This window comes from Sphingobacterium sp. BIGb0165 (assembly GCF_024810095.1).
GTDB lineage: Bacteria > Bacteroidota > Bacteroidia > Sphingobacteriales > Sphingobacteriaceae > Sphingobacterium > Sphingobacterium detergens.
The window spans coordinates 315,261-340,519 of record NZ_JANUEB010000002.1 but is presented as its reverse complement, the minus strand read 5'-3'; the positions used below and the strand labels follow the sequence as shown (position 1 = coordinate 340,519).

Genomic DNA, 25,259 nt, shown 5'->3' with positions numbered 1-25,259 from the left:
TTCTATCATAATCTAATGTATCGGTTTAATCTTAGCTGCTCCCAATACCTCCGTCTCCTGAAAGAACAACACTTCCCCTATCCACAGTAGCTGCACTGTTAAGCACAAAAAAACCTGTATTGTTAAACAATACAGGTTCAATATAAGCTATTTCTCTTAGCTCTTAAAATAACTTTTCAGGATATACACCATCGGCAACCAATTTTGAAATTGATTCTTGAACGATAGGTTTATCTTCTTTATAAGTTACACCAAACCATTTCGATGATGTCGGGATTACTTTGAAATCCGCCAGTTTATGTTTCACCATATAATCTGGAACTGAAGGAATAAAGAATTCCGCTTTCAAGTTCTCTTTGTTTTCTTCAACAAAAGCTGGAAACATCGCTTGTGCTACTTCAAAGATTTTTGGCGTAAAACCCCAAAAATTCATCGATACACGTGTTTCTGGATCTAAATCGTTTTCAACGCCGTTTTCCTCATAAACGATTTTACGATCGTCACCCTCACCTTTGTAATAGATGTTTGTACGCTCTGTGACGCTGTCCATTTGTCCTGTTGGGCTAACTTCACAGACACCACGTGATACATAACCGTAATCAGACATTGTATTACCGACCTGAAAGCCCATCAACGACATTTGTTGATCTGATACTTCGGTGGTTAAAAACTTCGCCATTTTGTCAAAAGAATCTGAACCATAGAAATCGTCTGCATTGATTACACAGAATGGTTCATTTACTTTATCCTTAGCGCTCATGACAGCATGTGCTGTACCCCAAGGTTTCGTTCTTTCAATGACGTGATTCACGCCAAATTTCGTTAAATCAAAATCTTGAAAAGCGTAATCAACTTCTATTTTACCTTCCAATTTTTTATCAAAAACTTCTTTCATTTTCTCCAGGAATTCTTCCCGAATAATGAATACAACTTTTCCAAATCCTGCACGAATGGCATCATAGATTGAATAGTCAATAATTGTCTCGCCGTGTGGGCCAAAACCATCTACTTGTTTTAAAGAACCATACCGGCTAGCCATTCCTGCTGCCAAAATCAAAAGGGTTGGTTTACTCATATTTAAATTGCGTTAATAGAACTTTCGTTTCGTCCGCAAACTTAGCTAAATTTGCCCTTAAAAGCAAATTTAGCTAAGTGCTGATCACTGTCTAAAAATAGTGTATCGGGACGAAAATCATCAATAAATTTGTGTTATTTCTTTTTTAAGAATGCATTCAATAGACCGGTTGCTAATTTCCCTAAAAGCTTGACTCCTTCTCTTGCGAGTGTCGTTGTCGCAGTACGCTGCGCAGCTTCTAATGGCGTCTGCCTTCTTGATGTCGGTCGATCAGCTTTGGCCGCCTCTTTTTCTGCAGCTGCACGCTGTTCTTCCTGTTGTGCCACCTGCATTTTCTCATCGATCATCTCAGCCGCAGAACGATTTTCCTGTCTTTCCTGATATTTTGTCTTTAAGTCCGATTGATTAATAATCTGATTGATTGTCGCATCGTCTGCAGGGCCCATTACAGCACGGGCTGGTACTAGATGAGTTGCCACGACTTCCGTAGGAATACCCTTATCATTCAATACCGTAATTAAGGCCTGACCTGTACCCAAGGAGGTCAAAATCTGATCAATCTCATAGAAATCTGATTTGGGGTAGGTTTTCACTGTTTTTTTTAGGTTTTCGGCATCGTTAGGTGTAAAGGCCCGCAAAGCGTGTTGCACCCTATTTCCCAATTGGGCCAATACCGATTCCGGAACATCTGTCGGAGATTGTGTACAGAAAAACACACCGATTCCTTTGGAGCGGATAAGACGGATAATCTGATCCACCTGAGTTAAAAAGGCTTTGGAAGCTCCGTTAAAAAGAAGATGTGCCTCGTCAAAGAAAAACACCAATTTTGGTTGATCCAAATCCCCTACTTCAGGCATATTCTTAAACAGTTGAGCGAGCAGGCTCAACAAAAATGTAGAATAGAGTACCGGCTGATCCTGTACATCGGAAATGTTCAGTAAACTGATTATACCCTTTCCGTCAACTTTCTGAAATAAATCATTGATGTCAAATTCCTTCTCTCCAAAGATATGTGCTAGCCCCTGTTGCTCTAAGGCGACGATCTTACGCAAAATCGTTCCTGAACTTGCGGAACTGATCTTACCATAGTCATTTTTGATTTCCTCGCTTCCGGGACCGTCAGAAAGATAGGTTAGCAGCTTTTTGGTATCTGTAAAGTCTATTAATGGCATCTGATGATCCTGCGCGTATTTAAACATTGCTGCCAAAACCCCAGTCTGTGTTTCATTCAATTCCAGGATCCTCCCCAACAAGACAGGCCCAAAATCATCGATCGTAATGCGCATCGGAATTCCTTTGTTTCCAGACAGGGAATAGAGCTCTACAGGAAAGCTCGCTGGCTCGAAGGGCACTCCTACCGCATTTCCACGATCCAACAGCGCTTGATTTGTCACTCCCGGTACAGCAAGACCAGATAGATCACCTTTTACATCCAGCATAAATACTGGTACAGATGCATCTGATAATTGCTCGGCTATCAATTGTAGCGTCCTAGTTTTACCTGTCCCTGTTGCACCGGCAATAAGCCCGTGGCGATTCATCATTTTCAGCGCTAGATTGACCTTTGCATCCGCCAAAATTTCACCATTCAAAATACCCGCTCCCAAATATATAAAAGCCCCCTTGGGGTTATAAGAAGCTTGAACCTTCTCGATAAATTGTTCTTTATTTGCCATAGAAAAGGCTTAATATTTATAGTTCATAAATGATATTGAAAACTCTACAAAAAATAATCTTTTCGTCACAATTTCGTGCCAAAATTCATTTTTTATGCACTTTTAATTTGAAATTAACATAGAATTGCTATTTTTACCATGTAAAACAATACCATTAAAGGTACTAAAAAATGTTAAATAAGAGATTTAGATTTGTGGCAGCATTCTTATGTGCGATCATCTTTTTCACAAAGATGGCCATCTCTATATCGCCTATTTTTTCCAATAGCTTGGATCAGAATACCATTTTACAAATTGTTTTACAAATAGAAATCGAGAACAATAATGGCGCAAGCACTGACACGCTTGAAACTGCCTCAAAATTTTTCAATACAAAAACAGACGAACCCATTGTATTCGAGACTATCATTGTTGAGAACCAAGGAAAACAAAAGAATTACCTTAAAAACGAGAAAAGCATTTTAGCTTTCCATCCTACGGTTCCAACGCCGCCTCCTAACTGTTAATAAAGGCATCCCTATGGGATGTATTCAAATTATCCCCATGCTGAATCCCAGTATGCGGTTTCTTATTGATTTCTTCTGAAAGTACAATGCTTCTTGGCATTTAATACCCTTCAATTTGGTATCTATTGCTATTGTCGTAGTTGGCATCAGGAAGATTTATTATACAGATAAACACAAATTTTATGTTTGGAACTCGTACGTCGGCTTTTCTGAAACTTTCGAAAAGAGACTTAAAATATGATTTCCCTGCTAGTGTTGTGGTGTTTTTGGTGGCACTTCCATTATGTTTGGGAATTGCAATGGCCTCAGGTGCGCCATTGTTTGCAGGATTATTGACTGGTGTAATTGGTGGAATCGTTGTTGCTTCAATCAGTAAATCACCACTCAGTGTCAGTGGGCCAGCTGCTGGCCTCACAGTTATTGTTCTAGGGGCTATCCAGAGCCTAGGCGCCTATGAAACCTTTCTCCTTGCGGTTGTCATCGCAGGTGTCGTACAAGTGGTTCTCGGTATTCTAAAAGCGGGTATGATCGGAAATTATTTCCCTTCCGCAGTTATCGTCGGCATGTTGGCTGCTATCGGTATTACCATTATCATGAAACAAATCCCTTTGGCTTTGGGATTGATCGAAACACACGCTTTTGAACTGGACAATGGGCACGGTATAGGTGCATATTTTGACACCGTTGCCTCAGCCATCAATTTTGGTGCATTGATTATCTGTGCCCTATCGTTAGCCATTCTGATCTTTTGGCCAGCAATCCCTAAATTGAATAAAGTGCCCGCTCCGCTGGTAGTCGTTATTGTAGGTGTCGCTTTGGCTTATCTTTTTAATGGCTCCTTTTTTCAATTACACGATAAACAATTTGTACTCGTGCCAATTGTAGGGTCATTTGCAGAGTTTACAGGTTTATTCACATTACCTGACTTCACCCAAATCGTCAATAAAGATGTTTGGATAGCGGCATTTACCATTGCCATTATTGCTAGCTTGGAAACCCTATTGAGTATTGAAGCAGTAGACAAGATCGATCCCTATAAACGCAATACACCGACCAACCGCGAATTAGTCGCTCAGGGGATCGGTAATATGACAAGTGGACTCCTGGGCGGGTTGCCATTAACCTCTGTTATTGTACGGTCATCAGCCAATGTCAATGCTGGTGGAAAGACCAGACAGTCTGCAATCCTACACGGTATCTGGTTACTCGTTGCCATGTTGGCTATTCCGACAATGTTAAATATGATTCCGCTAGCATGTCTTGCCGCAATACTATTACATACAGGGTATAAATTGGCTAAACCAAGCTTATTTACCTCAATGTATCGAAAAGGTCTGGATCAATTCATTCCGTTTTTTGTAACTATTGTCGCTATCGTATTTACCGACCTATTAATGGGTGTTGGAATTGGAATCGTTGTGGCTACATTCTATATTCTAAGAGCAAATATGAAAAATGCTTTTAAATATAATATTGAAAAGGACAACGAAGAGGATAAGGCTGTCATTGTATTAGCAGAGGAAGTTTCATTTTTGAACAAGGTTCCTATCCAGCAGAAACTATATAGTTTACCAAAATCAGTCAGTAAGATCCGTATCGATGGGACATTCAGTAAATTTATCGACAAGGATGTTATCGAAGTCATTAAAGACTTTGAACAGAACGCAAAAAGTAAAGGCAAGGAGATCGAACTTTTACAGGTCGTTTATAAAAAATAAAGTTGTTTCTAGTAAACAATAAACTAGGAAATTTGTATTATTTTATCGAAAAAGAGCTCTAGAGCAAAGTGATATTAAAAAAGGAATATGGAAAATAAAGATTTAAAAACAGGATTTGACAATATTATTAAGGGAAATCAGGAATGGATGGATTTTGTAAAAAATGATACCACAGGACGTTTCCAACAACTTGCAAAAGGTCAAAATCCTGAAATTCTTTGGATCGGCTGTGCAGACAGCCGTGTACCAGCCAACGAGTTGACCGGTACAAAACCAGGTGAGGTTTTCGTGCACCGTAATATCGCCAATATGGTTATCCACTCAGACATGAGTTTATTAAGTGTTCTAGATTATGCCGTCAATGTATTAAAAGTACAACAGGTCATCGTAGCTGGACACTATGGTTGTGGTGGGGTTGCTGCATCTTTAAGTCGCAATCAATATGGTATCATTGATAACTGGTTAGGTCACATCAAAGATGTATACCGTTTACATAGCGAAGAGATTGATAACATCGAAGATAACGAAAAGAAAGTAGACCGCTTAGTTGAACTCAATGTCAAAGAACAGGTTTTTAATCTTTGTTCTACTTCCATCATTCAAAATGCATGGAAAAATGGACAGGCACTTGCTGTGCATGGTATGGTAATCAATATCGGAACAGGTCAATTGATTGATCAAAGCTGTACATTTACAAGCAATGAATCCCTTGGAAAGGTGTTCGCTTTCAAATAGTAACAAATCGGTAAAAAGGGACGGATCTTCGTCCCTTTTTTATTTCAAGTAATCGCTGCGCCAGCAGTCGCAACCAGGGCAAGTATTTTTCGGGTGATTACCTGCTCAGACTAAGCTGAATATCTATCATCTCCTAGCTAATATCTCGCTTCTAATAATTAACTTTGTATTATGAGTGAAGAAAAATCATTAAATTTTATCGAGGAAATTGTCGAAGAAGATCTTCGTACAGGAAAACATGGCGGACGTGTATTGACACGTTTTCCTCCTGAGCCAAATGGTTACCTCCACATTGGTCACGCCAAATCCATCTGCTTAAATTTTGGATTAGCACAGCAGTATAACGGCAAGACTAATCTACGTTTTGATGACACCAACCCTGTCACTGAGGATACCGAGTATGTTGAAAGCATCAAGAAAGATATTCAATGGCTAGGGTTCCAGTGGGCGGAAGAATTATATACTTCGGATTATTTTGAAACACTTTACAGCTACGCTGTTGAGCTCATAAAAAAAGGTTTAGCGTACGTGGACGATAGTACAGCGGAAGAAATTGCAGCAGCAAAAGGTACGCCCACAGAACCAGGTGTTCCGACACCTTACCGCGCCCGATCTATAGACGAAAATCTGACCCTATTCGCAGATATGCGAGCTGGGAAATATAAGGATGGCGAGAAAGTGCTTCGTGCAAAAATAGATTTGGCTAGTCCAAATATGCACCTGCGTGATCCTTTGTTATACCGCATCAAACATGCCCACCATCACCGGACAGGCAATCAATGGTGCATCTACCCAATGTATGATTTTGCACATGGTCAATCGGATTCAATTGAGAAAATCACACATTCGATCTGTACTCTTGAATTTATCCCACACCGTCCTCTTTATGATTGGTGTATCGATAAATTGGAAATTTTCCCTTCCAAACAATATGAATTTGCACGCTTAAACATGACATACACGGTCATGAGCAAGCGTAAATTATTGCAATTGGTCAATGATAAATTTGTTGAAAGCTGGGATGACCCACGTATGCCGACAATCTCTGGTTTGAGAAGAAGGGGATATACACCGGCGAGTATTCGTAACTTCTGCGATAAGATAGGTGTTCAAAAACGTGAAAATATGATCGACGTCAGTCTGTTGGAGTTTTGTATCCGGGAGGATCTCAACAAAACTGCTTGGCGTAGAATGGCTGTGCTTGATCCGATCAAATTAGTGATCACAAACTATCCGGATGGTCAAGTGGAAGATTTAGTCGGTGAGAATAACCCCGAAGTTGAAGGCGGTGAAGGCGCTCGGATCATCCCTTTTTCCAAAGAACTTTGGATAGAACGTGAAGATTTTATGGAAGACGCTCCAAAAAAGTTCTTCCGTCTCGGTCCAGGACTTTCCGTTCGTCTAAAACACGCTTATATCGTTACCTGCAACGATTTCATCAAAGATGAAAATGGAAAGGTAACAGAAGTACATTGTACCTACGTACCTAATTCCAAATCAGGTGAAGATACATCCGGATTAAAAGTAAAAGGAACAATCCATTGGATTTCTGTTCCTCATGCTAAGGAAGCTGAAGTAAGATTATACGACAGGTTGTTCAATGATGAAAACCCTGCAGCAGCTGAAAACTTCAAAGATTCTATCAATCCTGAAAGTTTGCATGTGATTGAACGTGCCTATATTGAGCCAGATCTGGCTACTGCAACACCTGGAAAAGGGTATCAATTTATACGTTTAGGCTATTTTACATTAGACACACATTCTACTCCAGAACATCTAGTCTTTAACCGTACAGTTACGTTGAAAGATTCTTGGGGGAAAGAAGTGAAGAAAAATGGATAAATAAACGATTACATAAAAAACAAAAGGTCGGAAACAATTCCGACCTTTTATTTTTTATTCTACACCATACCATTGCTGATACTGTTTTCTAAGCCCCTCCACACGTGCCAACCGCTTAGCATCATTTGCCTCCAATAAGATCTCTCGATAACGATCGACCGAATCAAGTGCTAGCTGCATATCGTTCCATTCAAAGCCCAAATTTTTCTTATCCAATACCAGCTGGTGCAGATATTCCATATTTTGTGAAACATAGTCCAAATTTCGATCGACTACGTTTCCTGCCAGATGTCCCTGTCCGGAACGATATAGGCTATCAACGATATCTACATAATTAATCGCATCCGACATCGCATATACACGATCAGGCAATTGGTCGTATGCTTTCTTGGCCACTTCCCCAGCTTGTTTAACCTGCCCTTTTTCCAACAGCAACCGTGCTGTCTTTCCAAAAATATCCCGCGCATACATACTCGAGAAGCGAAAGGAATCCGTATCTAAATATTTTGCATTCTTGGTATTTCCCCAATTATATTTATGCATGATATTATCATATAAGGCTTCCACGTTGACCAAAGCTGCCATCTCGCCAGCAGACGCCTGCTGTTCACTGGTCGCAGCAACTGGCATCAACCTTGAAGCGAAGCCCTCGTTGACAAGGTATTTGTCCAAGCCCAACTTAATATCACTAGGGAGCATATTCGAAAAATAGATCGGTCGATCCCAATGATTATTTTCAAGGAGGGACAACAAAGTCAGATCCGATCGGGATAAGTGGTCAGCGGGGATTTCCCATTCCATCGTTGAAACGACCGCATTCTGGAAATAAGCGGGCACAGCATTCTTTTTCAAAATCTCAGCTTTGTTAATGGCCAATTTGACCTTCTTAGTCGGAAAATAATTCTCCAGATTTCCCGAATTCAGCTGTACTTTATAATCTGGATCATCGGAAGTGACAAACTGCAATAACTGCTGGATATCCACGGCTTCATTCAACTGTCTATCCACAAAAGGTATATAATCCCGAATACCTTTTTTTGTCTTTTCGGCCGGGATCACAATCGGAAGTCCTGCTGCTTTATAAGTTGCTTTCTTGGCCTGTTGCATATACCAATCTCCTGTTAAATAACTCAGCACAACAATCCGTATATCTGGACGAACTCCTTCTACTTCCTGCAGATACCATAATGGAAAAGTATCGTGATCACCATAGGTAAACAAGATTGCATTTGGTGCACAGGTTTCTAGATAATTACGGGCCACATCCCGGGCTAGGGATTTCTCAGAACGATTATGATCATCCCAATTTTGATGTACCAGAATAATTGGTCCACCCAACAGCGCAAAAGATAATCCTGTAGCCATGGCATAGCGGTTATTGAGAAAACGTTTTAAAAAGCGCATGAGTGCAATTGTACCCAGTCCGATCCAGATCGCAAAAGCATAAAAAGATCCGGCATAAGCATAATCACGTTCACGGGGTTGCAGTGGTGTCTGATTGAGATATACAACAATCGCTACACCCGTAAAAACAAATAGCAAAGTCAACACCAGGGTATAGGGTTTATTATTTTTGTACAACCAGATCGCTCCAGCTATCCCCAATAACAAAGGCAAGAAAAAGTATGTATTTCGACTGGGATCATGTTGCTGTGACTCCGAAAGATCATGTTGCCCGCCAAGTCGCCAATTATCCAGCGTTTTCACCCCAGAGAGCCAATTCCCCTCTGTGTAGGATCCATAGCCTTGCTTGTCATTCTGCCTACCAACAAAATTCCATAAAAAGTAACGTGCATACATTTCTCCCAATTGAAAATTAAAGAAAAACTTAAAGTTATCGGAGAACTGTGGTCTTTCGCCCTCTTTTAACTTGAGATAACTTCTATAGTAGGCTTGATGATTCGCATCCTGGCTATAGATACGTGGAAAAAATGTTTCGCGATCAAATGTATACTTATCAACCTGTGTAAATGCCGTATAATTGGATTCATCTTTCCGATAACTGGTTTTGCTTTGAACGTCCACAGCCTTTGAATCATAGTATGGCCCTTTAACCAAAGGTTCCCGCGTATACTGTTCTCGCCCTAAGTAACCCAAAAATGAAAAGACATTATCCGGCGCATTGTTATTTAAGGATGGATTTGCCTTTCCACGGATCAGCACCATGGTATAGGAACTATAACCAAACAGAATAAAGCAAAATACCAATAAAGCTGTATTTAAAGTATACTTGCGTTTTTTATGGGAATAAAAAAGTCCATATACAATTGAGCCACCGAAAAGCAGACATAACAAAAGAATTCCAGTACCAAATCCTAGTCCAAAAGAATTCACAAACAATAGATCTATTTTGGAAGCAAAACCGATCAACCACTGAATAACGCCCCAAAGGATTGCTGCAAGAACTAATATCCCTAATAAAAATGCCTTTATAATACCTTTAAAATTAATTTCTGAAGTCCTTTTAAAATATACCACCATGGCTATGGCTGGAATAGCCAAAAGATTTAATAGGTGGACTCCGATCGAAAGCCCCATGACGAAAGCGATAAAAATCAGCCAGCGGTCACTTCCGGCCTGATCCGCACGCGCCTCCCATTTAAAAATCGCCCAGAAAACCACCGCAGTACAAAGCGAGGACATCGCATAAACTTCGGATTCTACGGCCGAATACCAGAAGGTATCACTGAAACTAAAGGTCATAGCCCCTACTGCACCCGCTCCAAAGATCTGTAAATAGTAAGAAAAAGCAGATTGCTGCGGCTTCCTTAAAATCTTCTTGGCAATCGCTGTGATTGTCCAAAATAAAAATGTCACAGTCAGACCGCTACAGACTGCCGAACCAATATTCATCCAGTAGGCGACCTGCCCTGTATTACCGAAAGCCAGATTGGAAAAAACATTCTGAATAAGTAGAAATAGTGGGGCGCCAGGTTGATGTGCCACCTCAAGTTTGTACGCGCAGGCGATAAATTCACCACAATCCCACCAGCTCACAGTCTTTTCAACAGTAGCAATGTAGACAAAAGTAGCAACGAGGCCACAGGTCAAACCAAATAGCGAGTTTAATTTATTATACGTCATAAGGACAATTGGTCTATATCTTAGTTCCTTTTAGTACTTCAAATTAAATAGTTATCTCGATTTAAAAATGTTAATTAACACTATTTAACACTACTGTCTAACAAAAAATATTTTTTGAAAGAGACCTCTTCTATAGTGAAAAGAGAAATGCTGATTTTGAAAGCAGGGGTAATGGCATACTTCATCCCAAAAGCTGCATATGGCCATGGAGCAAATGGGGATTCATTTCACAAGTACAAAACAGTATACCGTCTATAGGAGCAATAAAAAAGCGAGGGGAAATCCCTCGCTTCTCTGGTATTTTTTAGGCTAACTTTTCGACAATCTTTTTCGTTGGCCCGGGATTACTCATGGTATAAAAGTGCAATACTGGAGCACCAAATTTAATCAGCTCCTGACATTGTTGCACAAGCCATTCTTCACCTACTTGTCTTACATCAGCATTGGTTTTACATGCTGCAACAGCATCGCTCAATTCCTCAGGAATATCCAAGTGGAAAATTCTCGGCAAAGTAACCAGTTGCTTTTTGGTCGTCAATGGTTTGAGGCCTGGAATGATAGGCACATGGATCCCATTGTCCCGGCATTTGGTCACAAATTCCTTATATTTCTCCACGTTAAAGAACATCTGAGTTACAATAAATTCAGCTCCCATATCCACTTTTTGCTTCAGATATTTAAAATCAGTATTGAAATTAGGGGATTCAAAATGCTTCTCAGGGTATCCTGCGACACCAATACAAAAATCGGTTTTTTCAGATGTGATAATATCTTCATGGAGATACTTTCCTTTATTCATATCCGTTACCTGTTCCAATAGATCCGTTGCAAAAGCATGTCCGCCTTCACTTGGAATAAAATCAGCATCTCCTTTGCGTGCGTCACCTCGTAATACCAATACGTTATCGATACCCAAGAAATTTAAGTCGATCAGGGCATTTTCAGTTTCCTCTTTGGTAAAGCCACCACATATCAGATGGGGCACTGCATCCACTTTATACTTATTCATGATAGCAGCACATATCGCCACTGTTCCTGGTCGTTTGCGATAAGATACACGTTCCAACAGCCCGCTTGCATGTTCCTTATAGATATAATCTTCCCGATGATAAGTTACATCAATAAAGGGTGGTTTAAATTCCATCAGTTCATCCATTGTTTTAAAAATACTTTGGATGCCCTGTCCCTTTGCAGGAGGCAATAGCTCAAAAGAAAACAATGTTTTTCCTTTAGCATTCTGGATATGGTCGATAATCTTCATTAAAAAACTGTTTTAAGTTTGGGTTGGCTTACATCGAAACGCACAAGTCGAGGATATGTCTATCTGCATGTAACTTATCTTTCCCACATGGAGCAGGGTAGAATTTAGCACCTTGAACAATACAGGTTGCTAAGGCTTCACTGGGTCTAGTCCCTCGGCCTTTCTCTATAAGCGTTGCTAATATCGTCTTAAAAAATCAAACAACAAAAACATTTTTTCGAAAAGCTATAAATTATAGTGACAAAGCTGTCTTTTTTCCAGATCTTCCCATACAAATTATTTCAAAGTTGAAAGAGAATTACGTAGATTCTTTAAATAGAATGTGATCAGCAGTAAGCCAGAGACACTATACTTTTCCTTCTCTCCGTATTTAAACCCATCCATTAAATATTTATAGGCAACCAATGCATTCTCCTCATTGTAAAACAGCTCTTTCCATGAGACAGGAACGTCTTCCCATTGTTTCAATACAATGCCATTTTGCGCATAAGTAATTGGAGATTCAATCCCATCTATCTTATAATCACTATGGACGCCAGAATTTGAGATGTGTTGAAAGTATGCTATAGAATAATCTAAAAAGTTTAATGCCCGGGCCTTTACCTCTTGATCATTTTCAGCACTTGTCGGAATATTACGCCAAAGATTGACTACACTATCAAATTTACTAGGCTGCTCGCGAAGTGGTGTTTTGTCTAATTCGAAATTGAGAAACAACCGTTCCGTATTTGGTAAATGGGCTGAATTGAATTGGGAGAAATCACCTTTCAATTGCACGAAATTCTTTTTTACTTGAATTATATCCAAAGAGATGGTTCCCTTTTTATCATCCACCAATTCAATTTTATTCCCTTCAAATCTATATTTGCCATAGAGCAAGATATCACCTATCGCGAGGACAAATTGTCCTTTATCCTGAAGGGAGAGAAAGGAACGATAATGAAGCGGATGATCACAATATGCATCAGGTTCAATATTTAGCGGATCCTTAGCTTTGGCCTCTAGGTAGCCATCATTGGTATAACCGCAAATAACCTGATAATTTCCGATCGGAAATTCTTTGTTCTTCCCAAAGAAAGCACAAGAGGATAAGAATATCGCTGAAATAATTAGTAGTAATAGTTTCAAGATAGATCGTTTATAATGGTCAATATATTGATTATTCAGTACCAATTTAAACAAAATCCATCAGAGTAAGAGATCCCCGACCGTCCCAAAACAAAAATTTTGTCAGATGAAGCAAAATACGATTTAAATCCTCAACTTATTGAATCGAAAAAGGTTTAACTTCCTTTACGAACTTAGACCTTTTTCATTCAAATTTATGGGAATTAAGAACGACGCTCTAAAGTAAATTCCGAGTTGTAATCAGGGGTAATTTACGAGACATCTGTCCACTTTTATTCTTTATAAAGATCGACTAGCCCTTCAGGCAATTCTACTTCAATAATCTCCTCTTCACCATCTATGCCAACGATTAAATCATCGGATAGGGGAAACATCAATTCTTTACCGTTCATATCAACTGTCGCGACGAATTGCTGTGGAAATTCCTGTACATCCGTAATTTCCCCCAGTTCACCATGAGTTTCATCGATCACCAAAAACCCGATTAAATCCGTATATCTAAAATCATCGGGATCCCGTTCTGGCATTTTATCATTGGGTAGATAAACCTTTTTGTGAACAAGCACTTGTGCCTTGTCGATATGATCAACATCTTCAAATGTCACGTAGGCGGTACTATTTTTCTGCAGTTTTATAGCATCGATAAAATAAGGTACAAGCTTTTTGTTGACCTCTAAAAAAACGACCTCTATATCCAAACTCTCATAGTCTTCAAATTCGAAAAACAGTTGTATCTCGCCTTTTAGACCTCGTGTTTTGCTGATATAGCCTATATAAAAACTTTGATCGATAGTCATTTTGTAGTATTGCGTATTGGGATATTAGTATTGAGATTCTTTTCTTTCCAGCTTCCACTGTAAATTCAGCATCTGTTTAATTTTCACTTTTTTGTATAGAGATATGATGGTATAGCCTGCTCCTATTTTAAATTAGAGCAATCAGCATCACATTTTAACATATAAACTATTTTATTAAAAAAGCCGGCTCAAGATTGAGTCGGCTTTCTCGAATACTTTATGAAAGAATTAACCTTCAGTTTCTTCTGATGCAGGAGCTTCAGTCTCTTCTGCAGCAGGTTCTTCTGCTACAGGAGCATTTTTAGCAGCTACAGCAGCAGCTTTTTCTTCTTTTTTCTTCGCTTCAGCAGCTAAAGCAGCTTTCTTAGCATCAGCTTTAGATTGAGCTAAACCATCTTTTTTACCAGAGATTCTAGCTTCGTTAGCTTCAGTCCAAGCAGTGAATTTAGCTTCAGCAGCAGTTTCATCAAAAGCACCTTTTTTCACACCACCTTGTAAGTGTTTTTTGTAAAGAACACCTTTGTAAGAAAGGATAGCACGAGCTGTGTCAGTAGGTTGAGCACCTTTATTCATCCAATCCAAAGCTTTTTCAAAATCCAAAACGATAGTTGCTGGATTTGTGTTTGGGTTGTAAGAACCGATACGTTCGATGAATTTACCATCACGTGGAGCGCGAGAATCCGCTACGACTACGTGGTAAAAAGGACGTCCTTTTTTACCATGTCTTTGCAATCTGATTTTAGTTGCCATTTCTTAATTTTATTTTATGTATTCAACATATCCCCCGAGCTTCATACTAGAGGGGATGCAAAGATAGTTATTTTTTTTTATTCATAGACATAATTTAATAAAACTTCACGAAGAACACCATAGTGAGTCTCCTCAAAATCAGCGTTTAAAACACAACTCATCCCCGAAGGTCTTCCCTCAGGGCCTAAAGTAATTTGTACGTCCGTCTTTTTAGGCCAATCTGCCTGCACCTTTCTAATTTCCTTTTCCTCAAATGCTGCAAAAAAAAATCTCCAATTTTTTGGAAACCATTTTATGAATGCTGATCGGATTAAATCCCATTTGTTCCTATTGCTACCCTCCCGACAGAAATGGGCCTCTTATCATACTCATCTGCATTATCCTTCTGACAGGAATAACTAATAATACAGCATAAAAACAAGAAAAATAATACCCTTGATATTATCTTTGCAGATTTTAAAGAAGGATGAAGATAATATATTTTCTTTGCCAATTCACATTTTACTTTCTACCTTCATTCCATGAAATCTGTTGCGCCATTAAAAATACTTAAAGCTTCGGCCGGTTCTGGAAAAACCTTTAGTCTGACACTACATTATCTAACATTATTGCTGTCCAATGAAAACAGCTATAAAGAGATATTGGCGATAACGTTTACCAACAAGGCCACCGCAGAAATGAAAGAACGTATACTCTCTGTTCTCCACGGCCTAGCTATTGGCGAAATCAGTCCCAAAATCGAAGATTTCAGAAAACTATTGCTGCAGCAGCAACCCGATTGGACAACCTATTTGATCCAGGAGAAATCCTACCGTGTCTACCGTCGGATCTTACACGATTACAGTCATTTTACCATCAGTACAATTGATGGTTTTTCTCAGAAAGTTATCCGTGCTTTCACCTATGAGCTCAACCTCGACGCGGCCTACAAGATAGAAATGAATGTCAATAAAGTCAAAAATGAATTGACAATCATGCTCAATCAGTTGCTAGATGAACGCCCCGACCTCCTCGATTGGATCATCGCCTATGCGGAGAAAAAAATAGCCAAAAATGAAAACTGGAACTATCGACAACAATTGATGGGCCTAGCCAACCTTATTTTCTCTGAAAATTTCCAGGAATTTGACAGCTATATTAATTCAGCTAACCCAAGAGAAGTTTTCAACCTCCTGAATCAAGAAATCGAACAAAAAATAAATGCCTTTACCGAAGCACTTTCGCTGACCATCGAAACTTTCAGCGATACGTTCAAAAGATTCAACATCAGTGAAAATGAGCTCAAGGGAAAATCACGCAATAAGATTATCTCAGCCAGCAAGACCAGTAAAAAGACAGACAAGTTAAGTTCTTCCGAAATTGCCAAGATCTTGGATAAATATGTACAATTAATTGACAATGAGGACGCATTTACAGATAGTGACAAAAATATACGCTACGATCTCCAATCAACGCTTGCTCCCATCTTACAGTCTTTTCAGACACTACAGGAGAATCTGCCAGCTTACATTGCTTATCAGGCCGTACAAAACAATCTGTATTACCTATGTTTGCTCAAAGAAATGAGCGACTTATTGACCCAATGGCGTAAAGAAAACGGCGCTCAATTAATCTCCGATTCACAGATCCTGTTAAATAAACTTGGGATCGATGAGAACAGCGATCCAACATTCATCTGGGAAAAGATCGGCAATCGCTTCAATTATTTTTTATTCGACGAATTTCAGGACACCTCGCGTATTCAATGGAAAAACTACAGTCCCCTATTGATCAATGCACTCGCCGATGCCAATGGCACACTAAGCGAGCACCTCATTGTTGGCGACGTCAAACAGAGTATATACCGTTGGCGGAACGGAGATTGGCGCATATTGCTCCAACAGGTCGAACAGCAAATTGGTCATGCGTTTCACTTGGATGAGAGCGCCAAAACCAGCTTTATTGAAAATGGTAGTCTTGACACCAATTTTAGAAGTCTCCCAAATATTATCCAGCTAAACAATTATCTTTTTAACAGTATCCCTCAGCATCTGCAGCGTGTTCTCAATGAAAAGGTAGACGAAAACTTAGGCGAAGAGGGAAAACATTGGTGGGCAGCCTCAGGCAATGATAATATGCTTGTTAAAGCTTATGAAAATAGTCAACAGAAAATCCCTGCACACAAAAAAGGGAATCTCGACAAGTTGGGCTCCATCGAGATTTCGTATATTCCTGTGTCTGACGGTCGCTACAGGAGAAATCAGGTCATCGAGGAGTCTCTTCATCTTTTATGTAAGAAGATAGGTGAATGGTTTCATACTAGCCGATATCAAGCCAAACAAATAGGGATCCTTGTACGTAGTAATGCACAAGCTAAATTAGTTATTCAGAAATTGATGGATTTCAAAAAAGAGGAAAATCTTAGCTTTGAGGTCATCTCCGGAGATGCGCTATCCTTGGCCAGCAATGACGCTGTACTCCTCCTGATTGAAACATTAAAAGCGCTCGTATACAATTCGGACAAACATAGCATACATAAAGCAAAAATGGTCTATCTCTATCAGACCATCCAGAAAAATACGGTCAATCAAACCGCTTGGCTAACCTTTGCTTCAAACGACATCCGTGCGCTGAAAGATTTTCTTCCCCACGCATTGATCGACTCCTGGGAAATTTGGCAAAAACAGCCTTTGGTTCATTTAATAGAAAAACTCATCGAAATCTATGGCTTCACGACGGAACAGAACATTCACCTTCCCTACCTATTGGCATTCAAGGATATGATTTCAGCTTTCTCGACCAATGGTGAGCGTGGAATTATTCAGTTTCTAGAATTCTGGGAAGAAGATGGCAATCGTGCAGTACTACCTTCCAATGGTGATATAAACGCAATTGAAGTAACAACAATCCATAAATCAAAAGGGCTTGCCTATGATGTTGTCATGCTCCCTTTCTGTTCCTGGGATCTGGACGGGATGATCAATGGAGATTTCTGGATCGACACTTACGATACGCCATTTGCACAATTGGGAAAAATTCCCATAAAATATACAACAACAGTTGGAAAGTCTGTGTTCTTCAAACAATATTTTGAGGAAATGCTATTCAATTATATGGATGCACTAAATACGTTCTATGTAGCTACAACACGTGCCGTTGAACACCTCTATATTACTGCTCCATCATTTAAAGAGTCCGTGGACAAAAAGACCGGCGAAATTACAGGATATGATATCAAAGATGAATATATAAGCGATATCCTCTATCAAGTATTGGATTCCTCTATTGCTCCATTTACTTTAGAAGATGCCCATATAAAGGTCGATCAGACCATCGAACGAGTCGCCCCTAAAAGTCAGGAAGACAATATCATTGCACTCAGCCGCTACCCTATTTCCAAAGAACTGGAGATGGCCCTAGAGAAGTCCAGCACACGTACGATCAACGATATTATGATGTTGGAAAAAGCAGCACAATATGGGATACTGGCCCATGAAATCATGTCTCAGATCGCTAAAGAAAAAGATATTTCCAGATTAATCCGTCAGCTGATTCAGGAAGGTATACTCTCAAAAGAGGAAGAGCCCTGCCTGATGCAAGAAATCAACCGGATCTGGAACCATCCCATCATCAATCAGTGGCTTACCGGAAAATATAAAATCTGGAATGAAGCCAGTATCATTACCGCTAAAGGAGAAACCATCCGCCCTGATAAAGTCTTCACTTCAGAGGAAGAGACAATTGTCCTCGACTTTAAATTTACACAAACGGATTACATCGGACATAAATATCAGGTTGACAACTATAAGAAAAACTTAGAGAACCTAGGCTACAACAATGTCAAAGCTTACCTCTACTATGCTAAATCAAATCAATTAATTGAAGTAAAATAAACGATCACGATGCAAACAGCCTTTTTAAAATTAGTAGCAGCGGATATTCAACAACGTTTTGGAAACGATTTGAGTGAGATTGCCATCGTGTTTAACAATAAACGTCCGATTACATATCTCAAAAAACATCTTGCCGATGTCTATGGACAGGCCATCTGGTCCCCACAGTTTTTTACTATACAGGAATTCTTCAAATTATCGACCAATGATGCCGAGGCTAGCCCCTTGGGACAGTTCTTTCAACTGTTTAAAATCCATAACGAACTTTTGGCCGCTGAGGGTAAAGAACCGGAAACATTAGAAGAATTTTATCCTATTGCAGAGATTATATTGAGTGACTTTGGACAACTGGATTATGATCTGGTTCCCATCGATCAGATCTATATGGAGCTTTATGATAACACCAAAATTGATATTGCCTTTCAACACCTTACTCAAGAACAGCAAGGGTTTATCCGTCAGTTTTGGCAATCCTTTTCCATTGCTGGCCATAGCGGTGTACAAGAGCGGTTTCTACAATTATGGAAAAGACTGCCAATATTATACACAAGGTTTAAAGAAACGCTTAAAGCCGCCGGTCAAACTAATTATCCGACGATTTATCGAGATCTAGTCGAGAGCAAAGCTACCCTTCAGGATTTTACATCATCCTTTAAACAGATTCTTTTCGTTGGATTCAATGCACTGAATAGGGCCGAAGCTAAATTATTCCGTCAATGGCAAGAAGAAGGAAAGGCACTATTTTACTTCGATGCAGATTCCTATTACCTGGACGACAATATGCAAGAAGCAGGTTTGTTCATTCGTCGAAATATCTTTCAGACTGGACTTGTCAACGCGCTCGGCAGTAGCCCCAATATAATAGGCAACAGAACCTCAACGGTAAACTTATATGCAAGCACAGGAAAAATAAGTCAGACAAAACTACTCTATGACATTCTTGAAAAACAAAATAACAAAGAGCAAACCTCGGCTATTTTATTAGCCGATGAGAACCTATTGGTTCCTTTATTGCAAAGTCTTCCAGATGTTAATCCCAACATTACTACCGGCTATCCATTAACCCAATCCCCTATTTACGGTATATTGGATTTATGGATGGAAGTACATTTAGAAATTTCGCAGTTAAAGAGGAACAAGATCTCTTATCAGACCATTGAGACATTCATCAATCATCCCTTGACACAGGTTTCTTTGGAAGACAAGCTGCAAATTCAGAAAGAAATCGCCGATAAGCAATTATTTGAAATCGCACTGGAAGAGCTCCATTTCAAAAGTTCACTACCTCAATTTTTCGTTCCGATTGTACACGCGGCGCAATTGATCCCTTCGCTTATCACAATTGTTGACGATCTGCTACATAGTATTTCCGCACATGAACGCATCCGTCAGATTGACAACAACCTGCTGATAGAAACCAAAAAGACACTCAACCAGTTACTCTTGGGATTTGAGACAGTGGCACCTTTAAGTATCAGCTTCCAGATTGGTCTGATCAAGAAAGCCATATCGCCGATAAATTCCGCGATAGAAGGAAATCCGCTGGAAGGCATCCAGATTATGGGACTTCTGGAAAGCCGTTGTTTAAATTTTGACAATGTATATATTTTAGGTGCAAATGAGGGTATCCTACCTAAAACATCCAATTCCCCAACCTTTATCCCAAACAGCCTGCGAAGAGCCTATGGGCTGCCAATATTGGAAAATCAAGATGCACTGTCAGCCTATTTGTTTTATAGACACTTTCAATATAGTGAGGGGATCCATATTTTTTACAATGGACTTGTAGACGAAAGTTCAACAGGAGAGGAAAGTAGGTTTATCAAACAGCTTGAGTTCGAGAGCAAGTTTAATTTTGAACGCAAAATTCAACAACAAACAATTCAGTTCGCAGACAGAACAACAGAGATTATCATCGAAAAACAGGGTGAGGTATGGGAAAAGATGTATCAGGACTTTATTGTCGACCAGAAGAGAATATCAGCAACAGCGCTCACAACCTATCTGCAATCGCCACTGCAATTTTTTCTCAAACATATTGCGAATATCAAAGAACCACCTTCTATTTCACAGGAATTTGAGATGAACAAGTTGGGGACTGTTATCCACAATGTCATGGAGAAAATATTCCTACCCTTCAAAGATCAGAAAGACTTTACAGCAACGAATATCCTGCAGCAGCAATTCAATCAGATCGAATCTTTTGTTATTCGGGAAATAGGCTATCAATATCAGGTTGAATTAAATTCTACGGGTGATTTAAATAGCCTACAGCGCATCATGTTAAAGATTGCCTGTGAATATATCAAAATGTATCTCGAATATGATATCGCCAATTATAAGGCCATCCGTATTATAGAACTTGAGAACGACACAGATTACACACTTCCGTTCCCTATTTCTGTAAATGGTAAAGAAGAACAGGTTACTTTATACGGTATCATCGACCGTGTCGACGAAGTCGTCACCCATGATGATCGTATCATCAGTCGGATTGTCGATTACAAAACAGGAGGTGATTCAGTAATATTTAGAGAGATCGATCAAGTGTTTGCACCTAATACCGAAAATAAAGCGCTGATACAAACACTTTTCTATGCCTATGTATTTGAGCAAAAGACAGGTCGGAAGCAATTGGAGCCACATCTATATGTCGCCCGAAAAATGCGTGAGGAAGGAACTTTGTTTAATGGCAAAGAAGGTGTATTAACAGCCGACTTTCTCGCCTTTCAGAAAGAGAACTTCGTTGGATTCCTAGGCAATATACTCAGTGAGATTTTTAATCCTGAAATTCCATTTAGACATAATCCGGATGCGACCATCTACCCCAGCGATCCTTATACGCTGTTCTACAGAGAAGCGAGCAAATGGGCAGAAAATGAAGAATCGGTATAGGAAAGATCGTTATTCTGTAGATCAAACAGGTATAAACGATAAAAATAAAGGGGATATCAATTGATATCCCCTTTATTTTTATCGTTTATTTCTTTTAATGGCATTATTTGCGCGGCGCTTGGCTGTATTTATTTTGTAATGAAACCAATGATCCTTAAAGATCTTCCGCATCGTATTATCAAAATGTCTGGTTATAAAAAGATTTCGTGCCCCTTGCAATTTCTCGCTGATCGAATTAGCCAGCGCCCTTACTGAAATCGAATACCCTTCGGTCTCATACTGTATATAGTGCCACCACCCTGCGGGCATGTACAATGTTTCTCCGGGATGGATCACAGCTTCATATCCGTCCAGATATTCTATTCCCGGAAATTCTTCCACATTACTATACTTCGGATTAGCGATACTATGAAAGTTGTACGGTAACTTATACATCAGATCCGATTGATCATTCGGAAAAAGCCAGATCCGTTTCAGTCCCTGAAATTGTGAAATGAATACATGGGACATATCAATATCAAAGTGATTGCGGGTGCTAGACCCCTCTCCTCCGAAAAACATAAATGGTAGCCACTGCAACACTTTTCCTCCGGTCACATCATTATAAATAACATCCTGCTTTAACTCAGGACGTATTTTGAGCAGATTGAACAGAAATAACCGCAACTCGGTAGGTTCCTTGGTAATCAGATCCAAATATTCCGCAAATGTCATTTGCCCTACAGGAGCACTGGCAGCACGGTCCATTGAATCTTCTTCTTTTCCATAGACATCAATCTTAATATCCCCGGCTATTTCCTTAAAGTAATCATAATTCCATTTCTTCAATGCTGGACTATCAGCACTAATAAAATCTGTGATGACCACCGGAAACCCTGGTTTCAGATAGTTTTTTAAAAAGTCTTCTGATCGAATGCCCGAAATTTTATCAACTTGCTTTAACTTCACGACTGACTAATTTTGCTTAATTACAAACATAAAAAAAATATCTCTACCAAATTTTAAAAATAACGTCTACACCTTATTTTAATTGGAACAAATAACCCCAATACAATTTAATAGAAATATAATTAAAATCTCAGTGACATATGTCACTTTTATTACATTTCATCCTACAACAATCCGGATCTACTTTATAGAACCTTATTTCAACAAACGAAATGAATCACCTGTTATAGCAACTCAATTGTCTACAAACTGTATGCCTCGATCAAGTTCATAGCAGGTTTCTTTATCAACCGTATGAAAACTAAGCGACTATTTTTATTGTGATTATATTACATAGGCAAACTCAATGCAATCATAATACTTTGAATCCCAAAGAATAACCAAATCCAACAAAAAAAGGGTTTAAAAAACCCTTTATATTATCAACCTAAGATAGGTTATTATTTATTTACTTTTTTAATGTATTCTTCTACAGCCATCGTCATACTAGGTGCTTTGGGTGTAGGAGCAGGAATATCCAATATCAATCCATGTTCTAAGAGAGCCTGTTGTGTTGAAGCTCCAAACGCAGCGATACGGGTATTGTTTTGCTTAAAGTCCGGGAAGTTGTCATATAGCGACTGAACACTAGAAGGACTAAAGAATACAATTACATCATAAAATACATCCTTAAGATCACTCAGATCACTTACTACAGTTCTAAAAAGAACTGCCGGGGTAAACTTATAGCCATTTTGTTGTAACCAATTGCTTGTTTCTTCATTAGCAACATCCGAACAAGGAAACAGAAAGTTTTCAGCCTTATGTTTTTTCAAAACCTCTTCCAGATCTTTAGCTGTTTGTTTACCAAAGAAAATTTTGCGCTTTCTATATTGAATATATTTTTGAAGATAAAGGGCGATCGTCTCTGAAATGCAGAAATATTTCATTTCTGCCGACACTTCAAACCGCATCTCTTCACATATCCTAAAATAATGATCTACAGCATTTCTACTTGTAAATATTACCGCAGTGTGATCTGCTAAATTAACTTTATCCCTACGCACATCTTTGGCAGGAACCCCTTCTACGTGTATAAAACCTCGAAAGTCTAATTTTAACCCGTATTTCTTTGCTAAATCATAATAAGGGGACTTATCGTTTTCAGGTTTTGGTAAAGTAACCAGTACACTTTTTACCTTCTTTGCTCTTTCTACGTCTGAAGTTTGCATATTAACCAGTTTTAGCTCAATAATCTTAACAGTATTAATATTGGTGCTATTTCTAGGCAACAAAGGTACAAAATTAAATAGGAAATTGAAAATTTATACATCGACATAATATGCGCCGCTGTCTTAAGAAATCTATATAAGAATAACAGGATTGCTCCAATAATAGCCAAATGTAAAACGACACCAACAGCGCTTAAAGGGACAAGACTCAATATTAATAACACAGGAAGCATCAAAAAGAGCGTGTTAAAATAAATCAGATACAACACTGTCACATATTCTTTTACTAGCTTCCTTATTTCAAAAACAAAGGATAAAAATCGGATAAAGCCAATTTTTAAGGCAAATAGCCCTCCGACCATACCTACGGTTTTAATATAATTGGGAAAGGTAATAAAATCAAAGCGGTTCAATTCATAAGCATAAAACAAACTAACAAATAGTGCCATTGCCCCCGAAAATAATACAAACAGGAAAATGAACGGCCAAGAGGTTAGGATCGTATCTTCTTTACTAACCGACAACAACACCCGGTCATCGAAATAACCCTGAAAGACCAATTTTATATCAGAAGGAAAAAATATGCGAATTAACCCAACTCCAAATATCAAAAAGAGCGCAGTAAATAATATCCAGTTCTCCCGGTGTGGCTTAGGAGTTCCATATTGTCGTGCCAAAACATTATTACGCGGTTCACCTTTAAAATACTGTCTCACATCATAGTCATATATATTGTGAACAACCAGCCCCTCCGCTTCTACAGTGACAACCCGATATTGCTTTTGCAGGGCCGGATTTAAGGATGCCAGCACCTCCTGATTAGGCGATAGAATAGAATCTCTTAAAATACCTGTACTATCGGGCATGGGTACACTATCCTGGGCAACATGTCGCAATGTCCGTCGTTGTGCACTCAACTGTATAGCCGAAAACACAAAGAAGATTACAAAGACAATAAAATATTTAAAGATGTTAACTTTCATTGAAATAAACTGCTCCTTATCGGCGATGAAGAAATCACAGACCGTTTAAATTCGAAACTTTTTTATGGTCGTAAAGTTAGGATAAAAAGTTATATTGCATTCAAAAAATCTTTATAGAACATGCCAAAAGAAATTATACGCTGCCAATGGTGCGGATCTGATGAACAGTATGTCAACTATCACGATAAAGAATGGGGACGACAAGTCAAGGATGATAAAACCTTATTCGAATTTTTAGTACTGGAGTCAGCTCAGGCTGGCTTGAGCTGGATTACGATCCTCCGTCGAAGATCGGCTTATCAGGAAGCCTTTGCCAATTTTGATGTCAGCAAAGTCGCCATTTATACAGCAGATCATGTCGAAGCACTCCTGCAAGATTCCGGTATTATTAAACATCGAAATAAGATCGAATCGACCATTACAAATGCACGGCTATTTAAAAAAATCCAACTGGAATATGGTAGCTTTTACAATTACCTGTATTCATTTTTACCAGAACAGCAACCGTTGACCAACCATTGGCCGAGTTTGCAACATGTTCCAGCAACGACCGAAATTTCTGATAAAATAGCAAAAGACATGAAGAAAAGAGGTTTCAAGTTTTTTGGTTCCACGATTTGTTATGCCTACATGCAAGCAGTGGGTATGGTTAATGATCATATTGAAACTTGCGCCTTTAAATATTAAGCTACATTGCTGTAGGATCAAGGAACAAAGATAAAAACAGACTACCTCGCTGAAGGATGTTTCGCCCCTCGTTCCTTGATCTATTTCTAAT

The 25,259-nt window shown here is 39.1% G+C and carries 17 protein-coding genes and 1 riboswitch; of the genes, 7 read left to right on the top strand and 10 right to left on the bottom strand.

The window, feature by feature from the left end:
- Positions 1-163: 163 nt before the first annotated feature.
- Both M2408_RS05175 and M2408_RS05170 read right to left on the bottom strand, forming a co-directional pair.
- Positions 164-1,075: a sugar phosphate nucleotidyltransferase gene (locus M2408_RS05175; RefSeq protein ID WP_120260289.1), complete on the bottom strand. Its 912-nt coding sequence runs from the start codon at positions 1,073-1,075 to the stop codon at positions 164-166.
- Between the two features lie 134 nt (positions 1,076-1,209).
- Entirely contained in the window at positions 1,210-2,751 is a 1,542-nt protein-coding gene (locus M2408_RS05170; RefSeq protein ID WP_259179889.1) for a DUF853 domain-containing protein, read from the bottom strand.
- Positions 2,752-2,921: 170 nt separating this feature from the next.
- Here M2408_RS05170 and M2408_RS05165 point away from each other — a divergent pair, with 170 nt between their 5' ends.
- From M2408_RS05165 to M2408_RS05150, 4 genes are all read left to right on the top strand, one after another.
- Positions 2,922-3,257 carry a hypothetical protein gene (locus M2408_RS05165; RefSeq protein ID WP_223581658.1) on the top strand — a complete coding sequence of 112 codons (336 nt, stop codon included), beginning with the start codon at positions 2,922-2,924 and terminating at the stop codon, positions 3,255-3,257.
- A 182-nt stretch (positions 3,258-3,439) separates the two neighbouring features.
- Complete coding sequence (locus M2408_RS05160; protein WP_259179883.1) at positions 3,440-4,975, top strand: SulP family inorganic anion transporter; 1,536 nt, start codon at positions 3,440-3,442, stop codon at positions 4,973-4,975.
- Between the two features lie 87 nt (positions 4,976-5,062).
- Positions 5,063-5,710: a carbonic anhydrase gene (locus tag M2408_RS05155; protein ID WP_259179882.1), complete on the top strand. Its 648-nt coding sequence runs from the start codon at positions 5,063-5,065 to the stop codon at positions 5,708-5,710.
- Between the two features lie 171 nt (positions 5,711-5,881).
- A complete protein-coding gene (locus M2408_RS05150; RefSeq protein WP_259179881.1) occupies positions 5,882-7,552 on the top strand; it encodes a glutamine--tRNA ligase/YqeY domain fusion protein in 1,671 nt (556 codons plus the stop codon).
- Positions 7,553-7,606: 54 nt separating this feature from the next.
- On the opposite strand, the gene M2408_RS05145 is transcribed toward M2408_RS05150, so the two are convergent.
- The 5 genes from M2408_RS05145 to M2408_RS05125 form a co-directional block, all read right to left on the bottom strand.
- Positions 7,607-10,636, bottom strand: a complete 3,030-nt coding sequence (locus M2408_RS05145; protein WP_259179878.1) for a DUF2723 domain-containing protein — start codon at positions 10,634-10,636, stop codon at positions 7,607-7,609.
- Between the two features lie 304 nt (positions 10,637-10,940).
- Entirely contained in the window at positions 10,941-11,897 is a 957-nt protein-coding gene (locus M2408_RS05140; RefSeq protein ID WP_120260295.1) for a methylenetetrahydrofolate reductase, read from the bottom strand.
- Positions 11,898-11,968: 71 nt separating this feature from the next.
- A riboswitch (SAM riboswitch) is annotated at positions 11,969-12,071 on the bottom strand.
- 102 nt (positions 12,072-12,173) lie between these two features.
- Positions 12,174-13,025, bottom strand: a complete 852-nt coding sequence (locus tag M2408_RS05135) for a hypothetical protein (protein ID WP_259179876.1) — start codon at positions 13,023-13,025, stop codon at positions 12,174-12,176.
- A 272-nt stretch (positions 13,026-13,297) separates the two neighbouring features.
- Positions 13,298-13,822 (bottom strand): ribosome maturation factor RimM, encoded by a 525-nt coding sequence (gene rimM / locus M2408_RS05130; RefSeq protein WP_259179872.1) that lies wholly within the window; start codon positions 13,820-13,822, stop codon positions 13,298-13,300.
- 228 nt (positions 13,823-14,050) lie between these two features.
- Positions 14,051-14,572, bottom strand: coding sequence for a 30S ribosomal protein S16 (locus tag M2408_RS05125; protein WP_108634790.1), 522 nt, complete (start codon positions 14,570-14,572; stop codon positions 14,051-14,053).
- Positions 14,573-15,093: 521 nt separating this feature from the next.
- On the opposite strand from M2408_RS05125, the gene M2408_RS05120 reads away from it, so the two are divergent.
- Complete coding sequence (locus M2408_RS05120) at positions 15,094-18,444, top strand: exodeoxyribonuclease V subunit beta (RefSeq protein WP_259179868.1); 3,351 nt, start codon at positions 15,094-15,096, stop codon at positions 18,442-18,444.
- Between the two features lie 9 nt (positions 18,445-18,453).
- Positions 18,454-21,339 carry a PD-(D/E)XK nuclease family protein gene (locus M2408_RS05115; protein WP_259179866.1) on the top strand — a complete coding sequence of 962 codons (2,886 nt, stop codon included), beginning with the start codon at positions 18,454-18,456 and terminating at the stop codon, positions 21,337-21,339.
- Positions 21,340-21,417: 78 nt separating this feature from the next.
- On the opposite strand, the gene M2408_RS05110 is transcribed toward M2408_RS05115, so the two are convergent.
- The 3 genes from M2408_RS05110 to M2408_RS05100 all read right to left on the bottom strand — a co-directional run bounded on the left by M2408_RS05110 (position 21,418) and on the right by M2408_RS05100 (position 24,481).
- Complete coding sequence (locus M2408_RS05110) at positions 21,418-22,287, bottom strand: cupin-like domain-containing protein (RefSeq protein WP_259179865.1); 870 nt, start codon at positions 22,285-22,287, stop codon at positions 21,418-21,420.
- A 440-nt stretch (positions 22,288-22,727) separates the two neighbouring features.
- Entirely contained in the window at positions 22,728-23,498 is a 771-nt protein-coding gene (locus M2408_RS05105; protein ID WP_077437140.1) for a uroporphyrinogen-III synthase, read from the bottom strand.
- Between the two features lie 11 nt (positions 23,499-23,509).
- Positions 23,510-24,481, bottom strand: a complete 972-nt coding sequence (locus tag M2408_RS05100) for a DUF4271 domain-containing protein (RefSeq protein WP_259179859.1) — start codon at positions 24,479-24,481, stop codon at positions 23,510-23,512.
- A gap of 120 nt (positions 24,482-24,601) precedes the next feature.
- Here M2408_RS05100 and M2408_RS05095 point away from each other — a divergent pair, with 120 nt between their 5' ends.
- Positions 24,602-25,168 carry a DNA-3-methyladenine glycosylase I gene (locus M2408_RS05095; RefSeq protein ID WP_259179855.1) on the top strand — a complete coding sequence of 189 codons (567 nt, stop codon included), beginning with the start codon at positions 24,602-24,604 and terminating at the stop codon, positions 25,166-25,168.
- The last annotated feature ends 91 nt before the right edge of the window (positions 25,169-25,259 follow it).